Raw genomic sequence first — 20,962 nt, 5'->3', positions numbered from 1 at the left:
ATTACAATAACGTAGACGTCTTATTGCAGCGCGACATGTTGTTGCGCTACAGCAAGACGTTCTAAGGAATCCATGAAACATATAAGAAATTTTTCTATCATTGCCCATATTGATCATGGGAAGTCTACTTTAGCCGATCGAATTATCCAGCTCTGTGGAGGTCTTTCTGAGCGGGAAATGGAAGCCCAAGTTCTTGATTCAATGGATATCGAAAAAGAACGAGGTATTACGATTAAGGCACAGACCGCTGCATTGAGCTATCGAGCTCGGGACGGTCAAGTCTATAATTTAAATCTGATTGATACGCCAGGTCATGTGGACTTTTCGTATGAAGTCAGTCGCTCACTGTCAGCCTGTGAAGGAGCCCTTTTAGTCGTTGATGCTAGTCAAGGGGTTGAAGCTCAAACGGTTGCAAACTGCTATACCGCGATCGAACTTGGTGTTGAGGTAGTTCCTGTTTTGAATAAAATAGACTTACCTTCGGCGGATCCTGAAAAAGCCAAGCAGGAGATTGAAGATATCATTGGTATCGATGCTACAGATGCAGTAACTTGTTCAGCTAAAACCGGTCTTGGCATTGAAGATGTAATTGAACGCCTGATTGTTGAAGTTCCAGCACCTGAGGGAGATCCTGCCGCACCACTTCAAGCTTTAATTGTAGACTCATGGTTTGATAACTACGTTGGCGTAGTGATGCTCGTGAGAATTAAGAATGGCACTATCAAGCCCAAAGAGCGCATCTCTCTCATGTCTAACAAGTCGATCCATTTAGTTGATCATGTTGGGGTATTTACTCCCAAATCAATTGATAAAACTGAACTAGCCGCAGGTCAAGTAGGTTTTATCATCGCAGGTATCAAAGAATTAAAAGTGGCGAAAGTGGGTGATACCATCACTCACGCACCTGGTCAACCTGGCAGAGTTCCAGCAATGGAGCCATTACCCGGCTTTAAAGATGTTAAATCGCAAGTTTTTGCTGGTTTGTATCCAGTAGAGGCTAATCAATACGAGGCTCTAAGAGAGTCTTTAGAGAAGTTAAAACTCAATGACGCTGCGCTTCAATATGAACCAGAAGTATCTCAAGCTTTAGGTTTTGGCTTTAGGTGTGGCTTTTTAGGCTTACTGCATATGGAAATTGTGCAAGAGCGCCTAGAGCGTGAGTTCGATATGGACTTAATCACCACGGCTCCTACCGTAGTCTATGAGGTCGAATTGAGTGATCATTCAAAGGTGATTGTCGATAATCCTTCAAAGATGCCAGAGCCTAGTAAGATAGAAACAATTTTTGAACCGATGGTAGTGGTCAACCTCTATATGCCTCAAGAATACGTTGGCGCCGTCATTACCTTGTGTACTGGTAAGCGTGGTATTCAAACGAATATGCAGTACTTAGGGCGTCAAGTACAGTTGACCTATGATTTGCCAATGGCTGAAATTGTCATGGACTTTTTTGATCGTCTGAAATCGATTTCAAGAGGCTATGCTTCGATGGATTACGAGTTTAAAGAGTACCGTGCATCGGATGTGGTCAAGGTTGATATTTTAATTAATGGCGATAAAGTCGATGCCTTATCGATTATTGTGCACCGCAGTAATAGCCAGTATCGTGGGCGTGAAGTGGTGGCAAAAATGCGAGAAATTATTCCGCGTCAAATGTTTGATGTAGCGATACAAGCTGCGATTGGTAGCGGGATTATTGCTCGTGAAAACGTCAAGGCATTACGTAAGAACGTTTTAGCGAAGTGTTATGGCGGTGATATTTCTCGTAAGAGAAAACTCTTAGAGAAACAAAAAGCAGGTAAAAAACGAATGAAACAAGTGGGCAATGTGGAGATTCCACAAGAGGCCTTTTTAGCAATTTTACAGGTGCAAGATAAATGAGTATATGGGCTTTGATTGGTCAGCAATTCGCAAAGATTCTTTTGGCTTTATTTGTGGTCTTTGGTATTTTATGGACACTCGATAAACTGGTATTAAGCAAGCAGAGAAAAGCCCTAGGTATACAAAAGCGGCCAATTTGGTTAGAGTTCACTGCCGATTTATTTCCTGTCATTGCCTTTATTTTTGTTTTGCGTTCATTCTTGTTTGAGCCTTTTAAAATTCCTTCAGGATCGATGATTCCGACTTTGCAAATTGGGGATTTTATTTTGGTGAATAAATTTACCTACGGAATTCGCTTTCCAGTAATTAATAAAAAAATCATTGAAGTCGGTGAGCCTCAGCGTGGTGATGTCGTTGTCTTTCGATATCCAGTAGATGAAACAGTCGACTATATCAAGCGTGTGGTTGGGGTGCCAGGTGATGTTATACAGTACACAGATAAACGTTTAACTGTGAATGGTAAAGTCTTTAATTACGAACAAATTAGTAAAATTCCTCAGGTCGGTGATGAAGATAATCAGGTTTTATTTGGTGCAGTTCCCGACTTTTTAAAAACCAGGCATTTTAAAGAAACCTATCCAGCGGAGTTAGGTGGAGTTTCTCACTTTATCGAAAATGATCCACAGCGCCCAAGCGGTTTTGCGAGTACTTTCATTCGGGAAAACGCTTTTCCACAAATGGAAAACTGTGAGTACAATGCCTCCGGTTTTACTTGTAAAGTACCAGCCGGTTCTTACTTTATGATGGGCGATAACCGTGATAATAGTTTAGATTCGCGTTACTGGGGTTTTGTGCCTGAGAAAAACTTGGTTGGAAAAGCAGTGTTCATTTGGTTGAATATTAGCGCTTTTAGTCGGATAGGAAGCTTTAACTGACATGAATGCTAGAGCCACAATTGATACGAAGCAACTGGAAGATCGCTTAGGTTATCAATTTCAAAAGCATGAATTGTTGGTTCAAGCATTAACCCATCGTAGTCATGGTAAAAAAAATAATGAACGCTTAGAATTTTTGGGCGACTCGGTCTTAAATTGTATTGTGGCAGAAATCCTCTTTGATAAATTTAATCACCTTGACGAAGGTGATCTCTCCAGAGTTCGTGCTAACTTAGTGAAGCAACAGGCTCTATACGAAATTTCTCAGAGTTTAGCTCTATCTGATTACCTTCGATTAGGTGAGGGGGAGTTAAAAAGTGGGGGATTTAAAAGACCATCGATTTTGGCAGATACTTTGGAAGCAATTATTGCTGCCATATTTGTGGAAGCTGGATTTGAAAAAGTAAGAGAAATTCTTAGAAAGCTCTACAGCCTCATTTTAGATAACGTCGATCCTAAAACCTTAGGTAAAGACGATAAAACCTTGCTGCAAGAATATTTACAAGGACATCAATTACCATTGCCTGTTTATCAAGTAATTGCTACAACTGGAGTTGCGCATAATCAAAACTTTGAAGTGGAATGTTGTGTTGAACCTCTTGATATTAGGGTGTCTGGAACAGGCACCAGTCGACGAGCTGCTGAACAATCTGCAGCCAAGTTAGCCCTCATAAAAACGCAAAAAGCATTGCCACAAATTTTAAAGCCGTCAAAAAAAATGACGACTAAAAAGAAAAAGAGCCTTCTTGAACCAAGTCAAGGTGATGAACAACTGAACTTAACCCTAAAAGGCTGAAATGACATTTAAATGTGGATCCATTGCTCTTGTTGGTCGACCTAACGTGGGTAAGTCAACTTTATTAAATGCGCTGGTTGGCCAAAAGATCAGTATTACCTCAAGAAAAGCGCAAACGACTCGTCATCGGATTGCCGGAATTAATACCACTGAAAGTGCACAATTTATCTTTTTGGATACACCAGGTTTTCAAACGCATTTTGTGAGTGCTTTAAATAAATCACTCAATCGAACCGTCACAAATACTCTCGGTGATGTCGACGTCATCTGCCTTGTTGTGGAGGCCGGTAACTTTTCAAAAGATGATGCACAAGTTTTAGACATGCTGTCTGGGGATATTCCAGTCATCCTAATCGCAAATAAGCTGGATGTGTTTGCCAGCCGTGCAGAGACTCCCTCTGACCGTGATTACTATTTGTTGGAATTTTTAAAAGAGATGGCAGGTAAGTTTGAGTTTGCTGAAATTGTGCCAATGACAGCAAAACATCCTGGGGATATTGTTCGGCTAATGTCGACCATTGAATCGTACTTACCAGAGCGTGAGGCAATTTATGATCCAGATACCTTGACGGATCGAAGTGAGCGATTTTTGGCTGCTGAAATATTGCGGGAAAAAGTTTTTCGTCATACTGGCGCAGAGTTACCCTATGCTAGTTCTGTAGTAATTGATAAATTTGAACTAGAGGGTAAGATGCGCCGTATTGCAGCGACGATCCTTGTGGACCGTGATAGCCATAAGCCAATGATTATTGGTGAGAAGGGTGAACGCCTGAAAAGAATTTCGACCGAGGCGAGGGTGGATATGGAAAAACTATTTGACGCTAAAGTTTTTCTAGAGACTTGGGTCAAGGTTAAAAGAGGTTGGGCAGATGACCGTGTGGCTTTAAGAGAGCAAGGATTGGAATAAGTTATGCGGGTGTTAGAAGAGCCTGCCTTTGTGTTGCACTCCATTGCTTATAAAGAGACTAGTTTAATTTTAGACGTCTTTACACGGCATTACGGCAGGATTGCTTTAGTTGCTAAAGGCGCTAAAAGACCACATTCAGCCTTGCGTCCGGTATTACAACAGTTTCAGCCACTCCACATTCACTTTTCAGGCAAGCTTGAACTCAAAACATTGACTAAGTCCGAATGGACCGGTGGTGTTGTACCCCTAGTTGGTGATGCTTTGCTGTGCGGTTTTTACATGAATGAGTTAATTGTTAAGTTTTTAGCAAGAGAAGATGAGCACGAATCGCTTTTTGATGATTATCATCAAACGATTGCCCAGTTGTCAGTTGCTAAGGATCAATTTGAGAAAATCTTACGCCCATTTGAAATACGCCTCTTACAAGAAACAGGGTATTGTGCACCCCTTGATATCTGTCAGGAAACAGGTGCAGACTTGGATCCAGACTTAGATTATGTCTATCAACCAGAGGTAGGAGTGCGCCCACATGGATTGAGCGATCCAGTCTTTTGGCCAATTCTAAAAGGTAAGCATTTTTCGGCTCTGGCTAAATTCTATTTAGAAGATCCTGAAACCTTACAATTAAGTAAACCTTTAATGCGCTTTTTATTAGGATTGCATTTACAAGACCAAGTATTAACCACCCGTCAGATATTAATAGATTTAAAAAAACTTTAGGAATCTCCATGATCCAAACGATTGATCTGGGCGTCAATATTGACCATATCGCAACACTTCGAAATGTCCGAGGGGTTAGTTACCCTGATCCAATTCGAGCAGCATTAGAGGCTGAAGAAGCTGGCGCAGATCTAATCACATTGCATTTACGAGAGGATCGAAGACATATTAAGGACCAAGATTTATTTGCGCTGCGCCCTCTTCTGAAGACGCGTATGAATCTAGAATGTGCGATTACCCAAGAGATGTTAGACATTGCCTGTCGAGTTCACCCTCAAGATGTTTGCCTAGTTCCTGAAAAAAGAACCGAAGTTACTACCGAAGGTGGTTTGGATGTAATCGGTAAAATTCAAGAAGTTCAGTTGGCGACTCAAACCTTGGTAAAAGAGGGGGTTAAAGTATCACTTTTTATTGACCCAGAGATTGAAGTGATACAAGCGTGTCGGGATATTGGCGTTGGGATTGTTGAATTACACACTGGCGCTTATGCTAACGCAACTGGCGAATCCAAAGGCCGTGAGTTATTAAGAATCCAAAAAGCTGCAGAATTCGCTCACCAAATTGGTATAAAAGTCAATGCAGGCCACGGTCTTCATGAAGGTAATGTGTGGGACATTGCCCAAATTTTACCAATTGTTGAGTTAAATATTGGCCATGCTTTAGTTGCACAAGCGGTCTTCAAAGGCTGGAAAATGGCAATCAAGGACATGAAAGCATTAATGCAAGCAGCACGAAACCAATCTTCAGAAAGACTTGCATGATCTACGGCATTGGTAATGATTTGCTAGTCATTGCACGGATGGAAAAAACTTTCGAGAGGACAGGTGGGCGAATCGTTCAGCGTATTTTAGGACCGAATGAAACACGGGTTTACGAATCGCGCTTAAAAAGAAATGAGCGTCGCGGTTTAGCGTATTTATGTACCCGGTTTGCTGCTAAAGAGGCTTTTTCTAAAGCAATCGGGCTAGGGATGCACTTTCCGATGACTTGGCGATCGGTAGAGATTTTGAATGATGTGTCAGGAAGACCTTATTTGGTCTACCATGGCGAACTTGCCAAGATGATGAAAGAGAAAAACTTACAAGGTCAAGTAACGTTGACGGATGAAGAAAATATGGTGAGTGCAGTCGTCATTGTGACATTGACTTCATGAGGATTTTAAAAAGGAATTTGCTTGATGAAAAGAAAAAATTTTGCACCAGGACCTGTAGTTTTAGATGTAACAGCTGATGAGTTAACCATCGAAGATGCAGAGAGGATTGCGCATCCCTTAACGGGTGGCGTCATTCTATTTGGTAGAAATTTTCAAAGTAAAGCACAACTAACTGAGCTTACGAAATCAATTAAAAAAGTTCGTGATGATGTACTCATTGCAATTGATCATGAAGGCGGTAGAGTGCAACGCGCTAAGACTGATGGGTTTACCCATCTGCCGGCGATGCAACGCTTAGGTAATATTTGGTCAGGTAAACAACTCCCCGCTGGACGATATACGCCCGCTGAGACAGCCCTTATGGCCATGAAAGCGGCTACGGCAGTTGGTTATGTATTAGCTAGTGAGCTCCGCGCCTGTGGCGTTGATTTTAGTTTTACCCCAGTACTTGATTTAGATTATGGCAATAGCCAAGTGATTGGTGATCGTGCTTTTCATCAAGAATCCAGCATAGTGACGATGCTAGCGCGTAGTCTAAATCATGGTCTTTTGCTGGCAGGGATGAAAAATTGTGGCAAGCATTTTCCTGGCCACGGTTTTGCTAGTGCAGACTCTCATGTAGAGATTCCGACTGATGATCGAAGTCTTGAGCAAATTTTGGGTAAGGATGCCAGACCTTATCTTGATCTGGGTTTAACCCTTGACTCAGTGATGCCGGCCCACGTTATTTACTCAGCCGTTGATAAGATGCCTGCGGGATTTTCGAAGATTTGGCTGCAAGATATTTTGCGTCGCAAACTTGCATTTAACGGAGTCATTTTTAGCGATGATTTATCTATGGAGGGGGCCTCAGTAGCCGGAAATGTAGTGCAAGGTGCTCAGGCTGCTTTAAGTGCTGGGTGCGACGCCGTATTAATTTGTAATCGCCCGGATTTGGCAGACCAACTTCTGAGTGAATTAAAAATTAATGAAAAATTATTTGCTGTTTCAAGACAACGCTTGATTCGATTATTTCCAGTAGGTTCAGCCCTTAATTGGAAAGAAATGCAAATGGAGCAGCAGTATGCTGAAGCCAAAATGTTGTTACAAACTTTTGGATTAGTTGCCTAAAAATTGATCAAAATTCATAAAAATTGATAAGCAAAATAGCTAGATTTTTAGTAATCGATTTTAAAGAATCTGTTAAAGAAGGATCAATAAATTAACGTATCTGTTGGAGTCTGTTAAAGGTGTATGAATTAATGAGTATCGAAAATATTGCAGCTGATATTGGGCAAAACATTCGGCTAGCTCGCGCATCTCTGTGCTTACAACAAGAAGAATTGGCAAAGTTGAGTGGAGTAAGTTTGCAGGCAATAAAAAATCTCGAAGGAGACGGAAAAGTGAAATTAATTACTTTTTTACGTGTTGCCAAGGCCCTAAATATAGATAAAGAAATTTGGCAAGTCTGTCAGCCTAGGCCTAATACTTTGGATGAGTTGCAACGAATTGAGTCTGCTCGGGCAAGTTCTTCACGAGTTAGGATTTTGTCTTGACTTCAAAGCTCAGCTTGATTGTTTAGTTAAGGCAATAGTCTTGAGCGACTGAAGTTGTCATGTTGGAAAACATTAATTTTGACATCCTACTCTACTAAAAGAACAAGCCCCTCAATGGAGTATCCAGAAAGAGGCTTGAAATCTAATCAAAGAATACAAGTTAAAAGTTATCTTTTAACTTGTATTAAAACGAATTTGAAGAGAAAATTTAGTTAGCGCGGCTACGGTATTCGCCGGTACGCGTATCAATTTCGATTTTGTCACCAGTAGCGCAAAACAGAGGAACTTGTAATTCATAACCTGTTTCAATCTTCGCCATTTTCATGACTTTTCCTGAACTGGTATCGCCCTTAACTGCTGGTTCTGTATAAATGATTTCACGAACAATCATAGTTGGTAAATCGACAGATAGAGCCTTACCTTCATAGAATACGACTTCAACAGTCATACCGTCTTGGAGATAATTGAGCGCGTCACCCATGTTGTCAACCTCAACTTCATACTGATTGTATTCAGTATCCATGAATACGTACATCGGGTCAGCAAAGTAAGAATAAGTACATTCTTTCTTCTCTAAAACAACCATATCGAATTTATCATCTGCTTTATAGATTCCTTCGTTAGGAGCATCTGTCATTAGATTCTTAAATTTCATTTTCACAACAGCAGAGTTGCGGCCAGAACGGTTATATTCAGCACGTTGCACAACCATTGGCTCGTTACCAATCATTACAACATTACCTACACGAACTTCTTGAGCAGTTTTCATCCGACAATTTCCTTGAATTTCAAACCTACGATTTTAACCTTTTTTTAATAAAGGTTTAATGAAATTGATAATTCTTACTCCCAAGTCAGCGTCTAATTGACTAGAGTGAAGAGTGTTGGCCCATTCTTGAGCATATGAATTGATATTGCTAAGGTCATTCCACCAGGTATCAACTGCATGATTTTTCATCATATTTATAATTTTTTGCGCTAATTGAAGATTATCTTTGGGTAAATAGATATTTAAAAATGCATCGAGTTTTTCTAGGTGAACCTGATCTTCTTGCGGATAGATATCCCAAATAAAAGGTTTAGCAGCCCATTGGGCTCTAACAAAAGAATCTTCCCCTCTAACCCAATTTAAATCACAGCGCGCTAAAAGAGCGTCATATTCCTCTTGATTTACAAATGGTGTTGGTATCAATCGTATTTGATCTAGATCAATGGGTCGGTTGAAAGGTTTACCGAGCCATTTAGTTACTGCTTCTTGCGCTTTACCATAGCAAATAAATAAATCGGCCTTGGTGCCTTGATTCATTAATTGGTCTAAAAAATCGATGAAATTATTCTCACCATAATTAAAAATAGAGATGACGGACGATTCAGTACGAATCTCTTTAAAAAGTTCATTGAGAACTTTTGAATTGTTCGCGTCGGTAGAAAATGGCTCCGACGGTCCCAACAACCCACCAGTCCTATTGTTGAAACCAGGATAATAAAAATAACGAGGATGCTGATTAGGAAGGCTAGGTAGCGTCGCTAATCCATGCATGTCCTCAATCCAAGGTTCAGCACTAAGGTATTCCACATTTATTAAGAGGCTATCTGTGATTTGAGTCAGGTAAAGCTCTGGTAAGTCACAGGAAAAGGTTTCTAGTACCACTTCAGGCATTTCATTAGGTTTAATAATCTGTTCTGCATGATCCCAAGATTCAATTCTTAAACCAAGTGACATTAGCTTTGCAATAATCGCCTCTCCAGCGAGCTTCTTAATTAAAGGAATATCATCACAAAATAATCGAACTTTATTTTCATTAACCGTAAAATGGTTGCTTGCAAGAATTTCTGTCAAGCGCCGAGTAAGACGCCATGAAAATCCAGCATCGCCATAGTTATCAACCACTTTACAAAAGATATCAATTCGCATGACAACGCCTTCGCCCGAAGAATATTTTGAAAAACTCCAAGAAGAAGTGAAGCAATTGACTGAGCTTCCGGGAGTTTATCGATTTTTTGATCAAAATAATCATATTTTGTACGTTGGTAAAGCTAAGAACCTTAAAAAAAGAGTAAGTAGTTATTTTCAGCGCACTCAATTATCTCCCCGAATTGAGCGCATGGTTCAAAAAATTGTGCGTTTGGAAACAACGGCAACTCGCACCGAAACAGAAGCCTTAATTTTAGAGAATAACTTAATTAAGGCTCTTGCACCGCCCTTTAATATTCTATTCAGAGACGACAAGTCTTATCCTTATTTGATGATCACGGGTCATAGCTTTCCTAGGATTGCTTCATATCGCGGCAAGGTCGATAAGAAAAACAAGTATTTTGGACCTTTCCCAAATTCATGGGCAGTTAAAAGTAGTGTACAAATTTTGCAAAAAGTTTTTTTACTCAGAACTTGTGAGGATACAGTTTTCAAAAACCGTAGTCGCCCATGTCTATTACATCAAATTCATCGATGTAGTGCTCCCTGTGTTGGATTGGTCTCAACTTCTCAATATCAAGAAGACGTGGGTAAAGCAGTCTCTTTTCTAGAAGGTAATCATGCTAGTGTCATGAGTGAATTAGAAAGTGCCATGTTGTCTTATAGCGATGAGCTTGAGTTTGAAAAGGCTGCCTCAGTAAGAGATCGAATTGCTGATTTATCGAATGTCTTACAACAGCAATCAATGGATGCGGTCGCTGATGGACAAAACAATATCGATATTGTTGCGGTTGCAGAACACCATGGACAAATCTGCGTGAATTTAGCCATGGTAAGAGGGGGTAGGCATCTAGGAGATCGCCCTTATTTCCCGATAGTTGTAAAAAATGATACGGGTGCTGCGTCTGAAATTGCTGAGTACTTGTTATCTTTTATGGTGCAAAGATATTTAGATGATACTGATTTGCATGATGGTAGTGATTTACAAAAATTAGTACCTACCGTGTTTGTATTGAGTCATCATTTAGGTGATGATGAGGCGCTCTTGATGCAGTCTTTGGAGGAGCGTTTAGGTAAAAAGGTACAGTTTATAACCCACCCGCAAGGTCAGCGTAAACATTGGCTCGCGATGGCGCAGGGCAACGCCCAGATTGCCTTAGCTAAGCGTATTAGTGAACGAAGTGGAGCGCAAGCAAGAAGCATTGCGTTAATGGATCTATTGCAAATTGATTTAGATGAATCCGACTTATTGCGTATTGAGTGTTTTGATATCAGTCATACATCTGGTGAGGCGACACAAGCCTCTTGCGTGGTTTATCAAAAAAATGACATGCAAAATAAAGAATATCGACGATTTAACATCGAGGGAATTACGCTGGGTGATGATTATGCTGCCATGCGTCAGGTGTTAGAGCGACGCTATGCAGGGTTTTTAGAGCTACCGGAAGATAAACTTCCTCATGTTATTCTGATTGACGGCGGTAAAGGGCAGGTGGAAGCCGCTAAAATGGTGCTGAATGAATTAGGAGTTGATAATAAGTTAATTGTCGGTGTGGCAAAAGGCGATGGGCGTAAGGTTGGTTTAGAAACTTTGATATTTGCCGATGAACGTGCCCCTTTAGCTTTGGGAGTTGATAATATTGCTTTGATGTTAGTTGCGCAAATTCGGGATGAAGCGCATCGCTTTGCCATTACGGGCATGCGAGCTAAAAGACAGAAAACTAGAAACGTATCAAGACTTGAAGAAATTGAGGGGATTGGCGCTAAGCGTCGACAAAAATTACTGGCGCGCTTTGGTGGTATCAAAGGGGTGGCAGGTGCAACAATAGAAGAGCTATCACAAGTTGAGGGAATATCTCAATCTTTAGCTGAACAAATTTATAAACAATTACACTAGTAGTTTCTTTCATGAAATTAAAAAATGCCATTTAACTTTCCAATCTTTTTAACCTGGTTAAGAATTGCTGTGATACCGCTCATCGTTGGTATTTACTATTTGCCAGAGGGACTATTTACCTTAGCTGAAAAGAACCTAATTGCTACCATCTTTTTTGTGGGTGCAGCAATCACAGATTGGTTGGATGGTTTTTTAGCCAGAAAATGGGGTCAATCCTCTAATTTTGGAGCTTTTTTAGATCCTGTTGCTGATAAATTGATTGTGGCTGCCACTTTACTGGTGTTACTAAATTTTGATCGAGTACCAGTATGGGTTGCTTTAATTATTATTGGTAGAGAAATTACTATTTCAGCGTTGAGGGAGTGGATGGCACAGCTAGGTGCTTCAGCAAGTGTTGCAGTGCACTTTTTAGGGAAAGTAAAAACGACTATGCAGTTAGTCGCCATTAGTTTTTTACTTTATGACAGCACTTTATTTGGCATCATCAATACTGGGATTTTAGGTAAGTACCTCATTATTATTGCTGCGATGATTACTTTATGGTCGATGGTTTATTATTTACGTAAAGCTTGGCCAGTTATTGCAGAGAAATCTTAACAAACTTTTGATTACACTAGTCAGATGAAAAAAAGTTTGTTACAATTACATTCTTAGTTAATTAGCAGATCAAATAAGTAATAAATTTTGAGCTGTAAAAACTACTTAAAGCAGTATGGCATAAGTTTCAGTTGTAAATTATGCGGGATTAGCTCAGTTGGTAGAGCGATACCTTGCCAAGGTATAGGTCGAGAGTTCGAGTCTCTTATCCCGCTCCAAATTTAATAAAGGGAAGCTTTGCTTCCCTTTTTATTTTGAGTATGAAATTGGTGTAACGAATTAAGATTTATAATTACTTCAGTTTGTACACGTAAGTGCAGTGGCGCGATGGCCGAGTGGTTAGGCAGAAGCCTGCAAAGCTTTGAACGGGGGTTCGATTCCCTCTCGCGCCTCCAAGATGACACCAACCAACACCCACAATTACCCATTAAAGTATTATAAATATAAGGCTTAGACGGCTATTTGGGTAACACTTGGCAACCCTTGTAATTGTGAGTATGATGATAAAAATGTGAGTATAAGTGTGAGTAGAAATCGTTCCTCTCAAAATCCTACTCACAAAATGAGGTCATCATGAAGCTAAATGATTCATTAATAAAGAAAAATACTTCAAAAGTCCCAAATGTGCCTATCAGTTATCCTGATGGACAAGGACTTGCCTTATATCACTTCCCAAATGATTCAAAGATCTGGCGATATCGTTATCGGTATCTTGGAAAAGCTAGGATGTTATCTCTTGGAAGCTATCCTGATGTAAGTCTTAAGAACGCAAGAATCAAGCATCAAGAAATGAGACAACTCTTAGATAAGGGTATTGATCCCTCTTTGGATCGCCAAGAAAAGCTCTTAATTAAAAAATCAGAGCATGAGGATAGTTTTCAAGCTATTGCGACTAAATGGCATGAGACTTGGAAATCAGATAAATCTACCCAGCATCAAAAGGCAGTATGGAATCGTCTTGAAGATGATTTGTTTCCATTTTTGGGGAAAAAGCCTATTAATGAAATTACTGCGCCCCAAATACTAATGGTTGTAAAAAAGATTGAAGCAAGAGGGGCGATTGATATTGCCAAAAGAACTTATCAAACTTGTGGACAAGTATTTAGATATGCAGTTGCTCATGGATTGTGTGAAAGAAATCCAGCAAAAGACATTAAGCCATCGGATGCGCTTAAGCCAAGACAAGAGCAGAACTTTGCTCGAGTTGATGAGAAAGAATTTCCTGAGTTATTGAGAAAGATAGATGACTATACGAATCAGGGAGGGACTGAGATTGTTCAATTAGCAATCAAATTAATGTCATATACATTTGTGAGAACAAGTGAGCTGATTGGTGCAAGATGGTCTGAAATAGATTTAGAGGCTAAACAATGGAGGATTCCAGCAGAAAGAATGAAGATGAAAGATCCTCATATAGTTGCGCTATCCACTCAATCTATTGAGATCTTAAAAAGACTTAATGAAATCTCTGGGGGCAGAGAGCTTGTATTTCCATCAAGTGCAAGTCCATTAAAGAGTATGAGCAACAACACCATCCTATTTGCGTTATACAGAATGGGTTATCACTCAAGGATGACAGGGCATGGATTCAGAGGGATTGCCTCCACAATCTTGCATGAGCAAGGCTATCCCCATGAGCATATTGAATTGCAGCTGGCTCATCAAGAAAGAAACAAGGTTAGCGCAAGTTATAACCATGCAAAGTATCTTCCTCAAAGAGCAAAGATGATGCAGAATTGGGCTGACTATTTAGATGGTGTTAAAGCTGGTGCAAAGGTAATTAATCTAAAAAAAGCCTAGTTAATCTCGATTTAATATTGCCATTAATTGTTAACAAGTATAAGATGGAAGCGTAGTAGAAATTGGCATTCTTTAGACAAAAAGAATCGAGCTTTTTTGCTAAGTCGCTAACTTTAATAAGTTAGTTATTTACTTTGCTCATTAAGGATTGCCATGAATAAATCTACCAATATTATCTCTAGTCTTTCACAAGAATGCTTAACTCTACCCAGCATAGGAATGTCTCGCTGGTCTCAAATCAAATCATTCATTCCATTTTCTAAAGAAAAATTTAGGCAGTTATGTCTCGAGAAAAAAGCACCTCAACCCATACGGATGGGGATTAGATGCACTTTTTACTCGAATCAAGAGATTCATCGTTTTCTTAACGATCCTCTCAATTACTCTGCCCAATAAAAAAACCTAGTCAGCTCGGCAAAGCCCACTAGGTCTATCTCTTTAAGGAAAAACAAATGAATATCGATATTATACTTTCACGTCTAAATAAAGTGCAAAAGACGTCTAAACTAAATGAATACAAGGCATTATGCCCAGCTCATGAAGATAAAAATCCAAGCTTATCCATCGGAGAATTATCAGATGGTCGAATCTTAATTAATTGTTTTGCTGGATGTGAATCGAAACAGGTTCTCGATTCAATAGGACTAAGCTTTGAAGATTTATTTCCAGAAAAATTAGGGGATTTTAAATCTGAGAAAAAACCTTTTAGCTCTAATCATGGTCTTAAGCTAATTGGCTATGAATCAAGCATTATTCTTGCTTGTGCTGGATTTTTGCGAGAGGGAAAAGAGTTATCTGAGGCAAACTTTTCAAGGATAGTTGAGGCAGTTTCACGAATCCAAAATGTCTTGAGGGTCTGTGGACTATGACTACTCAAACTTATGTAGAGCATTTAACTCCAATAGAACTTACTAAGACTTTATATTGGGAAGATATAAATACTGATAGATTAATTGAGGAAAAATCTTTTCCAACACAGGACTTACCTTTTGAGATTAGGGAGGTAGTAGAAGCGATTGCTGATGCCAAGAAAGTGCCTGATGTATTGGCATGGGCAAGTATTCAAAGCTCGATTAGTGCCTCTTGTGGAGGCTTATATGATGTCCAAATTGATAGTAGTAATACTCATCCAATTACAACAAACATTCTTTTGATCTGCGAGTCTGGAGATCGTAAGACATCTACTGACAATATGGCAAGTAAAGGAATTTCTGATTGGCAGAGAAAGCAATTCACAATCTATGAGGAGGAAAATAGAAATTATCAAGCTATCAAAAAAATAAGCAAAGATGAATTTTTACCTGAGCCACAACTTAAATCATTAATACAGGGTGCAATTACTCCACAAGCTCTAATTAAGTCCCTCAAGGCTCATCCTGAGATATATATATCCTCAAATGAAGGGGGGAGTTTTGTAGGTTCGCATAGTATGAAAGAGCAATCTATGAACTTTCTTTCCTTGCTTAATCAAGCTTGGGATGGATCGGACTTGAGAAATAATACTCAATCAAATGGATTTATGAGTGCTACAAATCCAAGAGCTACTGTAAATCTCTCGATGCAACAAAATGTATTTGATGAGTTTATCGGTAATGGACAAGCTAAAGGAATGGGAACTTTAGCAAGGTTCTTAATTGCAAAGCCCATATCATTAATGGGAACACGATTTTATGAAGAGCCTAAGCCCACAAATCAATGTATGTTAGGTTTTACTAATCGGATTATTGAATTACTTGAAACTCCAAGAAACTATGAGTATGACTATTTAAAACCTGAAATATTAACTCTTTCACCTGAGGCTAAAGAATTATGGATTGCCTTTTATAACAATATTGAAAAAGAATTAGTTTATGAATTAGAGTCAATTAAGGCTTGGAGTGCTAAAGCTGCGGATAATGCCTCCAGATTAGCAGCGCAATTTCATGCTTTTAAGGGTAATGGCTCAATAATTAATGTGGACTTTATGATTGCAGCAATTAAGGTCATGGAGTATTTCTTAAATGAACAATTACGACTTGAGCAATCAGGTGATCTGGTTCACAAGCAAAAAATGCTTAATTGGATGATTAAAGAATATAAGGATAAAGGCTTTATCGTTGAGTATGAGATTCAGCAAAGATGTCCAAATGACTTGAGAAAGAAAAAAGATTTCAGAGAGAAAATAATTAAAGCTTTAATAGATGATGGTTACATTCAAAGAAATGGATTAGATAAGGCTTATATATTCGTTAATCCTAAGTTATTGGGGGAAATATGAGAATCTTTAATCAGATAGAAGAACTCATAAAGTCTGCTAAGTCCGCTAAGTCATCTAATGAATTGTTATCAGTTGGTAAAGAGTTAGCGAATTTAGCAGAATTTCAGACACTCATTAATTTCATATCAGATAGATTATCTTTAGATGAGGATGATTTAAGAGCTTGGAATTTAAACTTTAAGGAAGATCCTTATACGACTGTTTTTTGTCTTAAGTTGATGAAGAAAGCAATTAATCAAGGGAGAGTCCTCAGTCATGGATGGCTTTCTCATTTATAAATCAAAACGATAGGAGTTAACTCAATGGGCGCACCAATAGGTAATAGAAATAATTCAAAGGGCAAGATGTTTAATGATGCTCTTAGGAGGCAGTTAATACAATCACCAGAGCGAATAGCTAAGATAGTTGAGGTATTAATTGGTGAGGCAGAGCAAGGTCAAGCATGGGCGATTAAAGAGATTATTGATCGCATTGATGGAAAGCCTACACAATTCATTGAGACAGATATGCAATTGATGACGGGTATTGAAGTTAGCTTTGTGAAACCAAAGAATGAATATTTAACTCAGAATTTTGCTCTGTTATCCCAAGGCTCACAATAGCCATTTATATTTGTAAGTTTTGAGGGGAGTCCAGATAGAGCCAAAATGCCTCCGCTACCAAACTCTGTAACTTCCCACTTGGTAGTTTGCCGATCAATTAAAAACATTCTATTTGTAATATCCGACTCACCATAGGAAATGTCCTCACTATAGACAATCATTAATGGCTTGTAGGTGTAATAACCAGAGTGTTTTCTAATATTATCGTTTCCAGCTTCTATTTCTTTTCTAGTATGCTCAAAAGTTATTGTGCCGATATGCTCAACCACTTTATTTTGTGATAACTCGTAATGTCGAACAATATTTTCATAGGTCTTTGTTGGATAGTCTTTATAAGTTTCAGTCATTACCCCGATGCACTTAAGGCTGATAGGTGGAAGATCAATTTCTTTAGCAACAACAGAAGTTGAAACTATCAGAATAAAGACAAGAGCATGGTTCTTATTTAGTATCATTGTTGTCTAGTTTGATACCAGCCTTTAGATCTCAAGCATTGATTTTGAACAATTGATATTTGCATTATTGGTGCATTTGGTATTGAAAATGCCCTAGCATTGCAGTCAGCCTGATCCATATAAAATTGCTCTTGAGTAAAAGGTTGATTTTTTGTCCAGGCAGTTGTGCCACAACCATTTATGGATATTACCAAAACTAAGAGAGTTAATTTTTTATACATTTTTTCTTTTTTTAAATTTAATTCTTAATGTAGTCTAAAAGCCGTGGCTTGTAAACCGTGGATTATATTAAGCCAATAAAGGATAACCCTATTATTTAAGGGAAATATCCATGAGTTATGAAAAAGAACTTGCAAATCTAAAGGCTAATCTATCAAAAAATATCAAAAAGCATCGAAAAGAGATTGGATTAGCTCAAGAGAGACTTGCCTTGGAGGCTGGTGTTGACAGGACTTTGGTAAGTAAAATCGAAAGAGAAATTGCAAATCCATCCTTAGAAATACTATTTAAGATTTCTATAATTTTGGATGTATCATTGAGTGATTTATTGGGTGACTAAAGGTTGGGTAAAAATCAAAGTGTGAGTATCTTTGTGAGTATCTTTGTCATATTAAAAATTAATACATAATATAATCAATTGCTTAAATTTATGATGTGATTCCCTCTCGCCCTCCAAGACCTCTTCAATAGACACCTCTAGTTGCCAATAAAACTTATGGACATCCTTCCCGTCCTTTAGGGCGTGGAGGATTCAAAACTTACACCTATTTATGGTGGTAACTATTCCCAGAGTAACCATTGCGCAATTGCTTTACCCATCACTAGCTCAATTTCTTCAGGACTAATCCATTGGTATTCACGAACAAACAAATCAATTGACTCACGCCAAGTACATTTCAATTTGGTAATATCGCTTCCCCAAAAGAAACGTTCAGGTCCAAAATAGCTATAAATTTGGTGAACGTGGTGCTCAATACTTTTGTAAGGGTAAGGATCATTAGCATATGCTGGAACTGCTGTAGCCTTCACTGCGATATTGGAAAAGGTAGCTAATTCTTTTAGGATGTCCATCTTTGCAAACGCTGACTCCCCGGTAGCATCTATAGGAACCCCTAGATGATCAATGATGAGCTTTAACTCTGGATAACGCCTTGCAATCGATGCAAAAACTTCGAGGTGACTACTAGCAGCTATGGCAATCGGAATTGCGTTCTCCTGAGCACCAGCCCACAGCCAATCTAATTCACTACCCATCATCCAAGTTTTATGTTTAGGCTCATTCAGAATATATCTCAGTCCCAACATACCTGCTTGTTGCTTCCAATGCTTCAAAATTGATTTAGGATCTTCACTATCTAATGGAAAATTTCCTAAAATACCAAAACGTTGCGGATATTTTCTTGCCGCCTCTATAGCAATTTGATTAGCATTAAGATCCCAAGCTGGGGGTTGAATGATGGCCGCATCTACCCTAGCGAATTGCATATCCTCTAATATTTCTGAAGATGAATATGGTTCTTGACGGTGAGCTCCACGCGGTTTACCACTTTCCCAAATATGCACATGTGCATCAATAATTTTCATATGTTAGTTCTCAGGAATAAATACATGCATACCATTTGCTAATCCATCTTGAACAGCTTTATAAACCTCAATGGCATTTTTTAGTGCATGGGTTTGTATATGTTGAGGTGGGTGCAGTAGGTGTTGATCAAAATCTTTCGCAAGACCATCAAAGATGGCTGCACATTCACTCCCTGAATAGAGTAAAGAATTTACTCCGATAATACTTGCCCCATTTCGATATAAATCCCTAACTGAAATCGTGACTTGTCCATTCCCTGGAGCAACGATTACTGCAACTTGACCAAATTTACCTATTGCGGATATTGAACCAGGTAACCAATGGCCAGTGGTGTCAAAAATCACATCAGGCCCTTCTGGAAAGTATTTCCAAATTAGGCTTTTTAATGCTTTCTCATCAGCAGTATTTGGTAAGAGATCTGCAAATATTTCTTGTTCTTTTATAGTCGCTAGATGTTCTTCTTTACGCACCAAACCTAACACAGTAGCTTTATTTTTTTTGGCTAACTCTACAGCAGCATTACCAACCGCGCCATTTGCACCAATAATAACGATTCGCGTCCTTTCTTTTACATGACACGATTGAATAGCTCCCCAAGCAGTTATATAGGGAGTCCCGCAATTAGCCGCCTCAACAAAAGACAAGGCTTGTGGCTTCAGCGAAATCGCACTTTGATGAACTTTCATATAAGCAGCGTGACTACCGTCTTGAATAAAGCCATTTTCTTTGCCCGTTCCCCAAACTTCTTTACCAATGAGTTCGGCAGGACCTTGCTGAATAATCCCAGAATAATCACGACCCGGAGTTCTTGGAATGGTTGTATATGGTAGTCGACCCATTACGTTAGATATATCGTTTCTATTCAACCGTCCTGCTTTAACTTCAATTAAAACCTCATCTTTACCTAAAGATGGGATAGGCATTTCAACTAGCTCTAAATTATTTAAATCTCCAGTTTGATTAAATCGTAATGCTTGCATGATTCTTCCTTATTTATTCGATCTTAATACCAGCTTTTTTTACTACTTTTGACATCCGTTCTGTTTCTTCACGAATAAACTGACTAAACTCCTGAGGTGAGTTTGATGTGGGCTCAGATCCTTGTGCATAAAATTGTTCTTTAATTTCTGGTGTACTAACCACTTTGACAATTGCAGCATTTAATTTATCAATAATGGCTTTAGGAGTTCCTGCAGGCGCGAGTAAGCCATACCAATTTTTCATCTCGTAGCCCTCAATGCCAGCCTCTTTCACAGTTGGTACGTCTGGCAAAATTGCTGAACGAACATTTCCGCCCACAGCAAGTGCTCTTAACCTACCTGACCTAATCAATGCAATGGGTCCTTGCATTGGTGTAAAAACCCACTGTGATTCACCTGATAATAAAGACATCACTGAAGGTCCAGCCCCTTTATAAGGAACATGTACCGCAGATACATTTGCCATGGATGTCAACATTTCACCTGCTAAATGGCTGGTTGATCCAATTCCTGCAGAGGCCATATTCAAACTATTGGGATTGATTTTCATACTCGCAACTAAATCTTTGACGTTCATCGACGGTGATGTTGCTGCAACTGCTAATACGTTTTGACCAACTGCAAAAATAGAAACCGGAGCTAAATCTTTTTGTGCGTCATAACTTAATTTGCTATAGACGTGGGGGGCAATCGTAATCCAAGAGGTTGCCCCAATTAATAGGGTATATCCATCAGGTGCAGATTTAGCAACATAGTCTGCCCCAATAATTCCGCCTGCACCTAATTTGTTTTCTAAGATAAGTGGTTGTCCCAGTTGCTCAGTTAATTTAGGAGCAATGAGACGAATTAAGGTATCTGTTGCTGATCCCGAACTTTGAGGAATAATAATCCGGATTGGTTTATTGGGGTAATTCGTCTCAACATTTTGCGCTTGAGTAAAAGAAGCAAGTAATAGGAGAAAAAAACCAATTAATCTTTCTATGGATTTGGCGCTCATCTACATTTTT

At 39.1% G+C, this 20,962-nt stretch carries 24 protein-coding genes and 2 tRNA genes; 20 read left to right on the top strand and 6 right to left on the bottom strand.

Annotation, left to right across the window (positions count from 1 at the left end):
- Positions 1 to 72 precede the first annotated feature (72 nt).
- The 9 genes from lepA (at position 73) to AOC35_RS06585 (ending at position 7,867) form a co-directional block, all read left to right on the top strand.
- The gene (gene lepA, locus AOC35_RS06625; RefSeq protein WP_108646343.1) at positions 73 to 1,881 is read left to right on the top strand and encodes a translation elongation factor 4; all 1,809 of its coding nucleotides are present in this window, start codon (positions 73 to 75) and stop codon (positions 1,879 to 1,881) included.
- On the top strand, positions 1,878 to 2,756 hold the full coding sequence (lepB, locus tag AOC35_RS06620) for a signal peptidase I (RefSeq protein ID WP_108646342.1): 879 nt from the start codon (positions 1,878 to 1,880) through the stop codon (positions 2,754 to 2,756). Before lepA ends, lepB begins: the two co-directional genes overlap by 4 nt.
- Positions 2,757 to 2,775: 19 nt before the next feature.
- Positions 2,776 to 3,552 (top strand): ribonuclease III, encoded by a 777-nt coding sequence (rnc, locus tag AOC35_RS06615; protein WP_211307556.1) that lies wholly within the window; start codon positions 2,776 to 2,778, stop codon positions 3,550 to 3,552.
- A gap of 1 nt (position 3,553) precedes the next feature.
- Positions 3,554 to 4,459 (top strand): GTPase Era, encoded by a 906-nt coding sequence (era, locus tag AOC35_RS06610; protein ID WP_108646340.1) that lies wholly within the window; start codon positions 3,554 to 3,556, stop codon positions 4,457 to 4,459.
- Positions 4,460 to 4,462: 3 nt separating this feature from the next.
- Positions 4,463 to 5,179 (top strand): DNA repair protein RecO, encoded by a 717-nt coding sequence (recO, locus tag AOC35_RS06605; protein WP_108646339.1) that lies wholly within the window; start codon positions 4,463 to 4,465, stop codon positions 5,177 to 5,179.
- A gap of 8 nt (positions 5,180 to 5,187) precedes the next feature.
- On the top strand, positions 5,188 to 5,940 hold the full coding sequence (gene pdxJ / locus AOC35_RS06600; RefSeq protein WP_108646338.1) for a pyridoxine 5'-phosphate synthase: 753 nt from the start codon (positions 5,188 to 5,190) through the stop codon (positions 5,938 to 5,940).
- On the top strand, positions 5,937 to 6,332 hold the full coding sequence (gene acpS / locus AOC35_RS06595) for a holo-ACP synthase (RefSeq protein ID WP_108646337.1): 396 nt from the start codon (positions 5,937 to 5,939) through the stop codon (positions 6,330 to 6,332). The genes pdxJ and acpS overlap by 4 nt, the downstream gene beginning before the upstream one ends.
- Before the next feature lie 24 nt (positions 6,333 to 6,356).
- Positions 6,357 to 7,442 (top strand): beta-N-acetylhexosaminidase, encoded by a 1,086-nt coding sequence (nagZ, locus tag AOC35_RS06590; RefSeq protein WP_108646336.1) that lies wholly within the window; start codon positions 6,357 to 6,359, stop codon positions 7,440 to 7,442.
- A gap of 131 nt (positions 7,443 to 7,573) precedes the next feature.
- A complete protein-coding gene (locus AOC35_RS06585) occupies positions 7,574 to 7,867 on the top strand; it encodes a helix-turn-helix domain-containing protein (protein WP_108646335.1) in 294 nt (97 codons plus the stop codon).
- 208 nt (positions 7,868 to 8,075) lie between these two features.
- Here the strand turns inward: AOC35_RS06585 and efp are convergent, their stop codons facing one another.
- A complete protein-coding gene (gene efp / locus AOC35_RS06580; RefSeq protein WP_108646334.1) occupies positions 8,076 to 8,636 on the bottom strand; it encodes an elongation factor P in 561 nt (186 codons plus the stop codon).
- 33 nt (positions 8,637 to 8,669) lie between these two features.
- Complete coding sequence (earP, locus tag AOC35_RS06575; protein ID WP_108646333.1) at positions 8,670 to 9,782, bottom strand: elongation factor P maturation arginine rhamnosyltransferase EarP; 1,113 nt, start codon at positions 9,780 to 9,782, stop codon at positions 8,670 to 8,672.
- Between earP and uvrC the strand changes: the two genes are divergently transcribed.
- The 10 genes from uvrC to AOC35_RS06525 all read left to right on the top strand — a co-directional run bounded on the left by uvrC (position 9,781) and on the right by AOC35_RS06525 (position 16,935).
- Positions 9,781 to 11,679: an excinuclease ABC subunit UvrC gene (gene uvrC, locus AOC35_RS06570; protein ID WP_108646332.1), complete on the top strand. Its 1,899-nt coding sequence runs from the start codon at positions 9,781 to 9,783 to the stop codon at positions 11,677 to 11,679. The genes earP and uvrC overlap by 2 nt on opposite strands.
- 24 nt (positions 11,680 to 11,703) lie before the next feature.
- Complete coding sequence (gene pgsA / locus AOC35_RS06565; RefSeq protein WP_108646331.1) at positions 11,704 to 12,276, top strand: CDP-diacylglycerol--glycerol-3-phosphate 3-phosphatidyltransferase; 573 nt, start codon at positions 11,704 to 11,706, stop codon at positions 12,274 to 12,276.
- Between the two features lie 142 nt (positions 12,277 to 12,418).
- Positions 12,419 to 12,494 (top strand) — tRNA-Gly (locus AOC35_RS06560).
- A gap of 103 nt (positions 12,495 to 12,597) precedes the next feature.
- Positions 12,598 to 12,671: transfer RNA gene (locus AOC35_RS06555), tRNA-Cys, on the top strand.
- A 178-nt stretch (positions 12,672 to 12,849) separates the two neighbouring features.
- Positions 12,850 to 14,076 (top strand): tyrosine-type recombinase/integrase, encoded by a 1,227-nt coding sequence (locus AOC35_RS06550; protein WP_108646330.1) that lies wholly within the window; start codon positions 12,850 to 12,852, stop codon positions 14,074 to 14,076.
- 153 nt (positions 14,077 to 14,229) lie between these two features.
- Positions 14,230 to 14,472, top strand: a complete 243-nt coding sequence (locus AOC35_RS06545) for a helix-turn-helix transcriptional regulator (protein ID WP_108646329.1) — start codon at positions 14,230 to 14,232, stop codon at positions 14,470 to 14,472.
- A 56-nt stretch (positions 14,473 to 14,528) separates the two neighbouring features.
- Positions 14,529 to 14,945, top strand: a complete 417-nt coding sequence (locus AOC35_RS06540; protein WP_108646328.1) for a CHC2 zinc finger domain-containing protein — start codon at positions 14,529 to 14,531, stop codon at positions 14,943 to 14,945.
- Positions 14,942 to 16,333, top strand: a complete 1,392-nt coding sequence (locus AOC35_RS06535; protein ID WP_108646327.1) for a YfjI family protein — start codon at positions 14,942 to 14,944, stop codon at positions 16,331 to 16,333. Before AOC35_RS06540 ends, AOC35_RS06535 begins: the two co-directional genes overlap by 4 nt.
- Entirely contained in the window at positions 16,330 to 16,611 is a 282-nt protein-coding gene (locus AOC35_RS06530) for a hypothetical protein (protein ID WP_108646326.1), read from the top strand. Before AOC35_RS06535 ends, AOC35_RS06530 begins: the two co-directional genes overlap by 4 nt.
- A 24-nt stretch (positions 16,612 to 16,635) precedes the next feature.
- A complete protein-coding gene (locus tag AOC35_RS06525) occupies positions 16,636 to 16,935 on the top strand; it encodes a hypothetical protein (protein ID WP_108646325.1) in 300 nt (99 codons plus the stop codon).
- On the opposite strand, the gene AOC35_RS06520 is transcribed toward AOC35_RS06525, so the two are convergent.
- Positions 16,899 to 17,390 (bottom strand): hypothetical protein, encoded by a 492-nt coding sequence (locus AOC35_RS06520; protein ID WP_108646324.1) that lies wholly within the window; start codon positions 17,388 to 17,390, stop codon positions 16,899 to 16,901. The two genes, AOC35_RS06525 and AOC35_RS06520, sit on opposite strands and share 37 nt — an antisense overlap.
- 331 nt (positions 17,391 to 17,721) lie before the next feature.
- Here AOC35_RS06520 and AOC35_RS06510 point away from each other — a divergent pair, with 331 nt between their 5' ends.
- Entirely contained in the window at positions 17,722 to 17,949 is a 228-nt protein-coding gene (locus AOC35_RS06510; RefSeq protein WP_108646322.1) for a helix-turn-helix domain-containing protein, read from the top strand.
- Positions 17,950 to 18,170: 221 nt separating this feature from the next.
- Here the strand turns inward: AOC35_RS06510 and AOC35_RS06505 are convergent, their stop codons facing one another.
- From AOC35_RS06505 to AOC35_RS06495, 3 genes are read right to left on the bottom strand one after another with little or no spacing between them, the layout of a single operon-like run.
- Complete coding sequence (locus AOC35_RS06505) at positions 18,171 to 18,974, bottom strand: amidohydrolase family protein (protein ID WP_108646321.1); 804 nt, start codon at positions 18,972 to 18,974, stop codon at positions 18,171 to 18,173.
- Between the two features lie 3 nt (positions 18,975 to 18,977).
- Positions 18,978 to 19,955 carry a quinone oxidoreductase family protein gene (locus AOC35_RS06500; RefSeq protein WP_108646320.1) on the bottom strand — a complete coding sequence of 326 codons (978 nt, stop codon included), beginning with the start codon at positions 19,953 to 19,955 and terminating at the stop codon, positions 18,978 to 18,980.
- Between the two features lie 13 nt (positions 19,956 to 19,968).
- Positions 19,969 to 20,952 (bottom strand): Bug family tripartite tricarboxylate transporter substrate binding protein, encoded by a 984-nt coding sequence (locus AOC35_RS06495; RefSeq protein WP_108646319.1) that lies wholly within the window; start codon positions 20,950 to 20,952, stop codon positions 19,969 to 19,971.
- Positions 20,953 to 20,962: the final 10 nt, after the last annotated feature.

The sequence above is a fragment of the Polynucleobacter rarus genome (genome assembly GCF_003072505.1).
Taxonomy (GTDB): Bacteria; Pseudomonadota; Gammaproteobacteria; order Burkholderiales; family Burkholderiaceae; genus Polynucleobacter; species Polynucleobacter rarus.
This window is presented reverse-complemented; position numbering and strand designations above follow the sequence as displayed.

What these genes read in the sequence shown, in the direction of transcription:
- AOC35_RS06505 (WP_108646321.1), bottom strand. Translation starts at nt 18,974, where the DNA reads ATGAAAATTATTGATGCACATGTGCATATTTGGGAAAGTGGTAAACCG.
- AOC35_RS06510 (WP_108646322.1), top strand. Translation starts at nt 17,722, where the DNA reads ATGAGTTATGAAAAAGAACTTGCAAATCTAAAGGCTAATCTATCAAAA.
- efp (WP_108646334.1), bottom strand. Translation starts at nt 8,636, where the DNA reads ATGAAAACTGCTCAAGAAGTTCGTGTAGGTAATGTTGTAATGATTGGT.
- AOC35_RS06525 (WP_108646325.1), top strand. Translation starts at nt 16,636, where the DNA reads ATGGGCGCACCAATAGGTAATAGAAATAATTCAAAGGGCAAGATGTTT.
- era (WP_108646340.1), top strand. Translation starts at nt 3,554, where the DNA reads ATGACATTTAAATGTGGATCCATTGCTCTTGTTGGTCGACCTAACGTG.
- lepB (WP_108646342.1), top strand. Translation starts at nt 1,878, where the DNA reads ATGAGTATATGGGCTTTGATTGGTCAGCAATTCGCAAAGATTCTTTTG.
- AOC35_RS06500 (WP_108646320.1), bottom strand. Translation starts at nt 19,955, where the DNA reads ATGCAAGCATTACGATTTAATCAAACTGGAGATTTAAATAATTTAGAG.
- AOC35_RS06550 (WP_108646330.1), top strand. Translation starts at nt 12,850, where the DNA reads ATGAAGCTAAATGATTCATTAATAAAGAAAAATACTTCAAAAGTCCCA.
- AOC35_RS06545 (WP_108646329.1), top strand. Translation starts at nt 14,230, where the DNA reads ATGAATAAATCTACCAATATTATCTCTAGTCTTTCACAAGAATGCTTA.
- pdxJ (WP_108646338.1), top strand. Translation starts at nt 5,188, where the DNA reads ATGATCCAAACGATTGATCTGGGCGTCAATATTGACCATATCGCAACA.
- acpS (WP_108646337.1), top strand. Translation starts at nt 5,937, where the DNA reads ATGATCTACGGCATTGGTAATGATTTGCTAGTCATTGCACGGATGGAA.
- pgsA (WP_108646331.1), top strand. Translation starts at nt 11,704, where the DNA reads ATGCCATTTAACTTTCCAATCTTTTTAACCTGGTTAAGAATTGCTGTG.
- AOC35_RS06535 (WP_108646327.1), top strand. Translation starts at nt 14,942, where the DNA reads ATGACTACTCAAACTTATGTAGAGCATTTAACTCCAATAGAACTTACT.
- earP (WP_108646333.1), bottom strand. Translation starts at nt 9,782, where the DNA reads ATGCGAATTGATATCTTTTGTAAAGTGGTTGATAACTATGGCGATGCT.
- AOC35_RS06530 (WP_108646326.1), top strand. Translation starts at nt 16,330, where the DNA reads ATGAGAATCTTTAATCAGATAGAAGAACTCATAAAGTCTGCTAAGTCC.
- lepA (WP_108646343.1), top strand. Translation starts at nt 73, where the DNA reads ATGAAACATATAAGAAATTTTTCTATCATTGCCCATATTGATCATGGG.
- AOC35_RS06495 (WP_108646319.1), bottom strand. Translation starts at nt 20,952, where the DNA reads ATGAGCGCCAAATCCATAGAAAGATTAATTGGTTTTTTTCTCCTATTA.
- AOC35_RS06585 (WP_108646335.1), top strand. Translation starts at nt 7,574, where the DNA reads ATGAGTATCGAAAATATTGCAGCTGATATTGGGCAAAACATTCGGCTA.
- nagZ (WP_108646336.1), top strand. Translation starts at nt 6,357, where the DNA reads ATGAAAAGAAAAAATTTTGCACCAGGACCTGTAGTTTTAGATGTAACA.
- recO (WP_108646339.1), top strand. Translation starts at nt 4,463, where the DNA reads ATGCGGGTGTTAGAAGAGCCTGCCTTTGTGTTGCACTCCATTGCTTAT.
- AOC35_RS06540 (WP_108646328.1), top strand. Translation starts at nt 14,529, where the DNA reads ATGAATATCGATATTATACTTTCACGTCTAAATAAAGTGCAAAAGACG.
- uvrC (WP_108646332.1), top strand. Translation starts at nt 9,781, where the DNA reads ATGACAACGCCTTCGCCCGAAGAATATTTTGAAAAACTCCAAGAAGAA.
- AOC35_RS06520 (WP_108646324.1), bottom strand. Translation starts at nt 17,390, where the DNA reads ATGATACTAAATAAGAACCATGCTCTTGTCTTTATTCTGATAGTTTCA.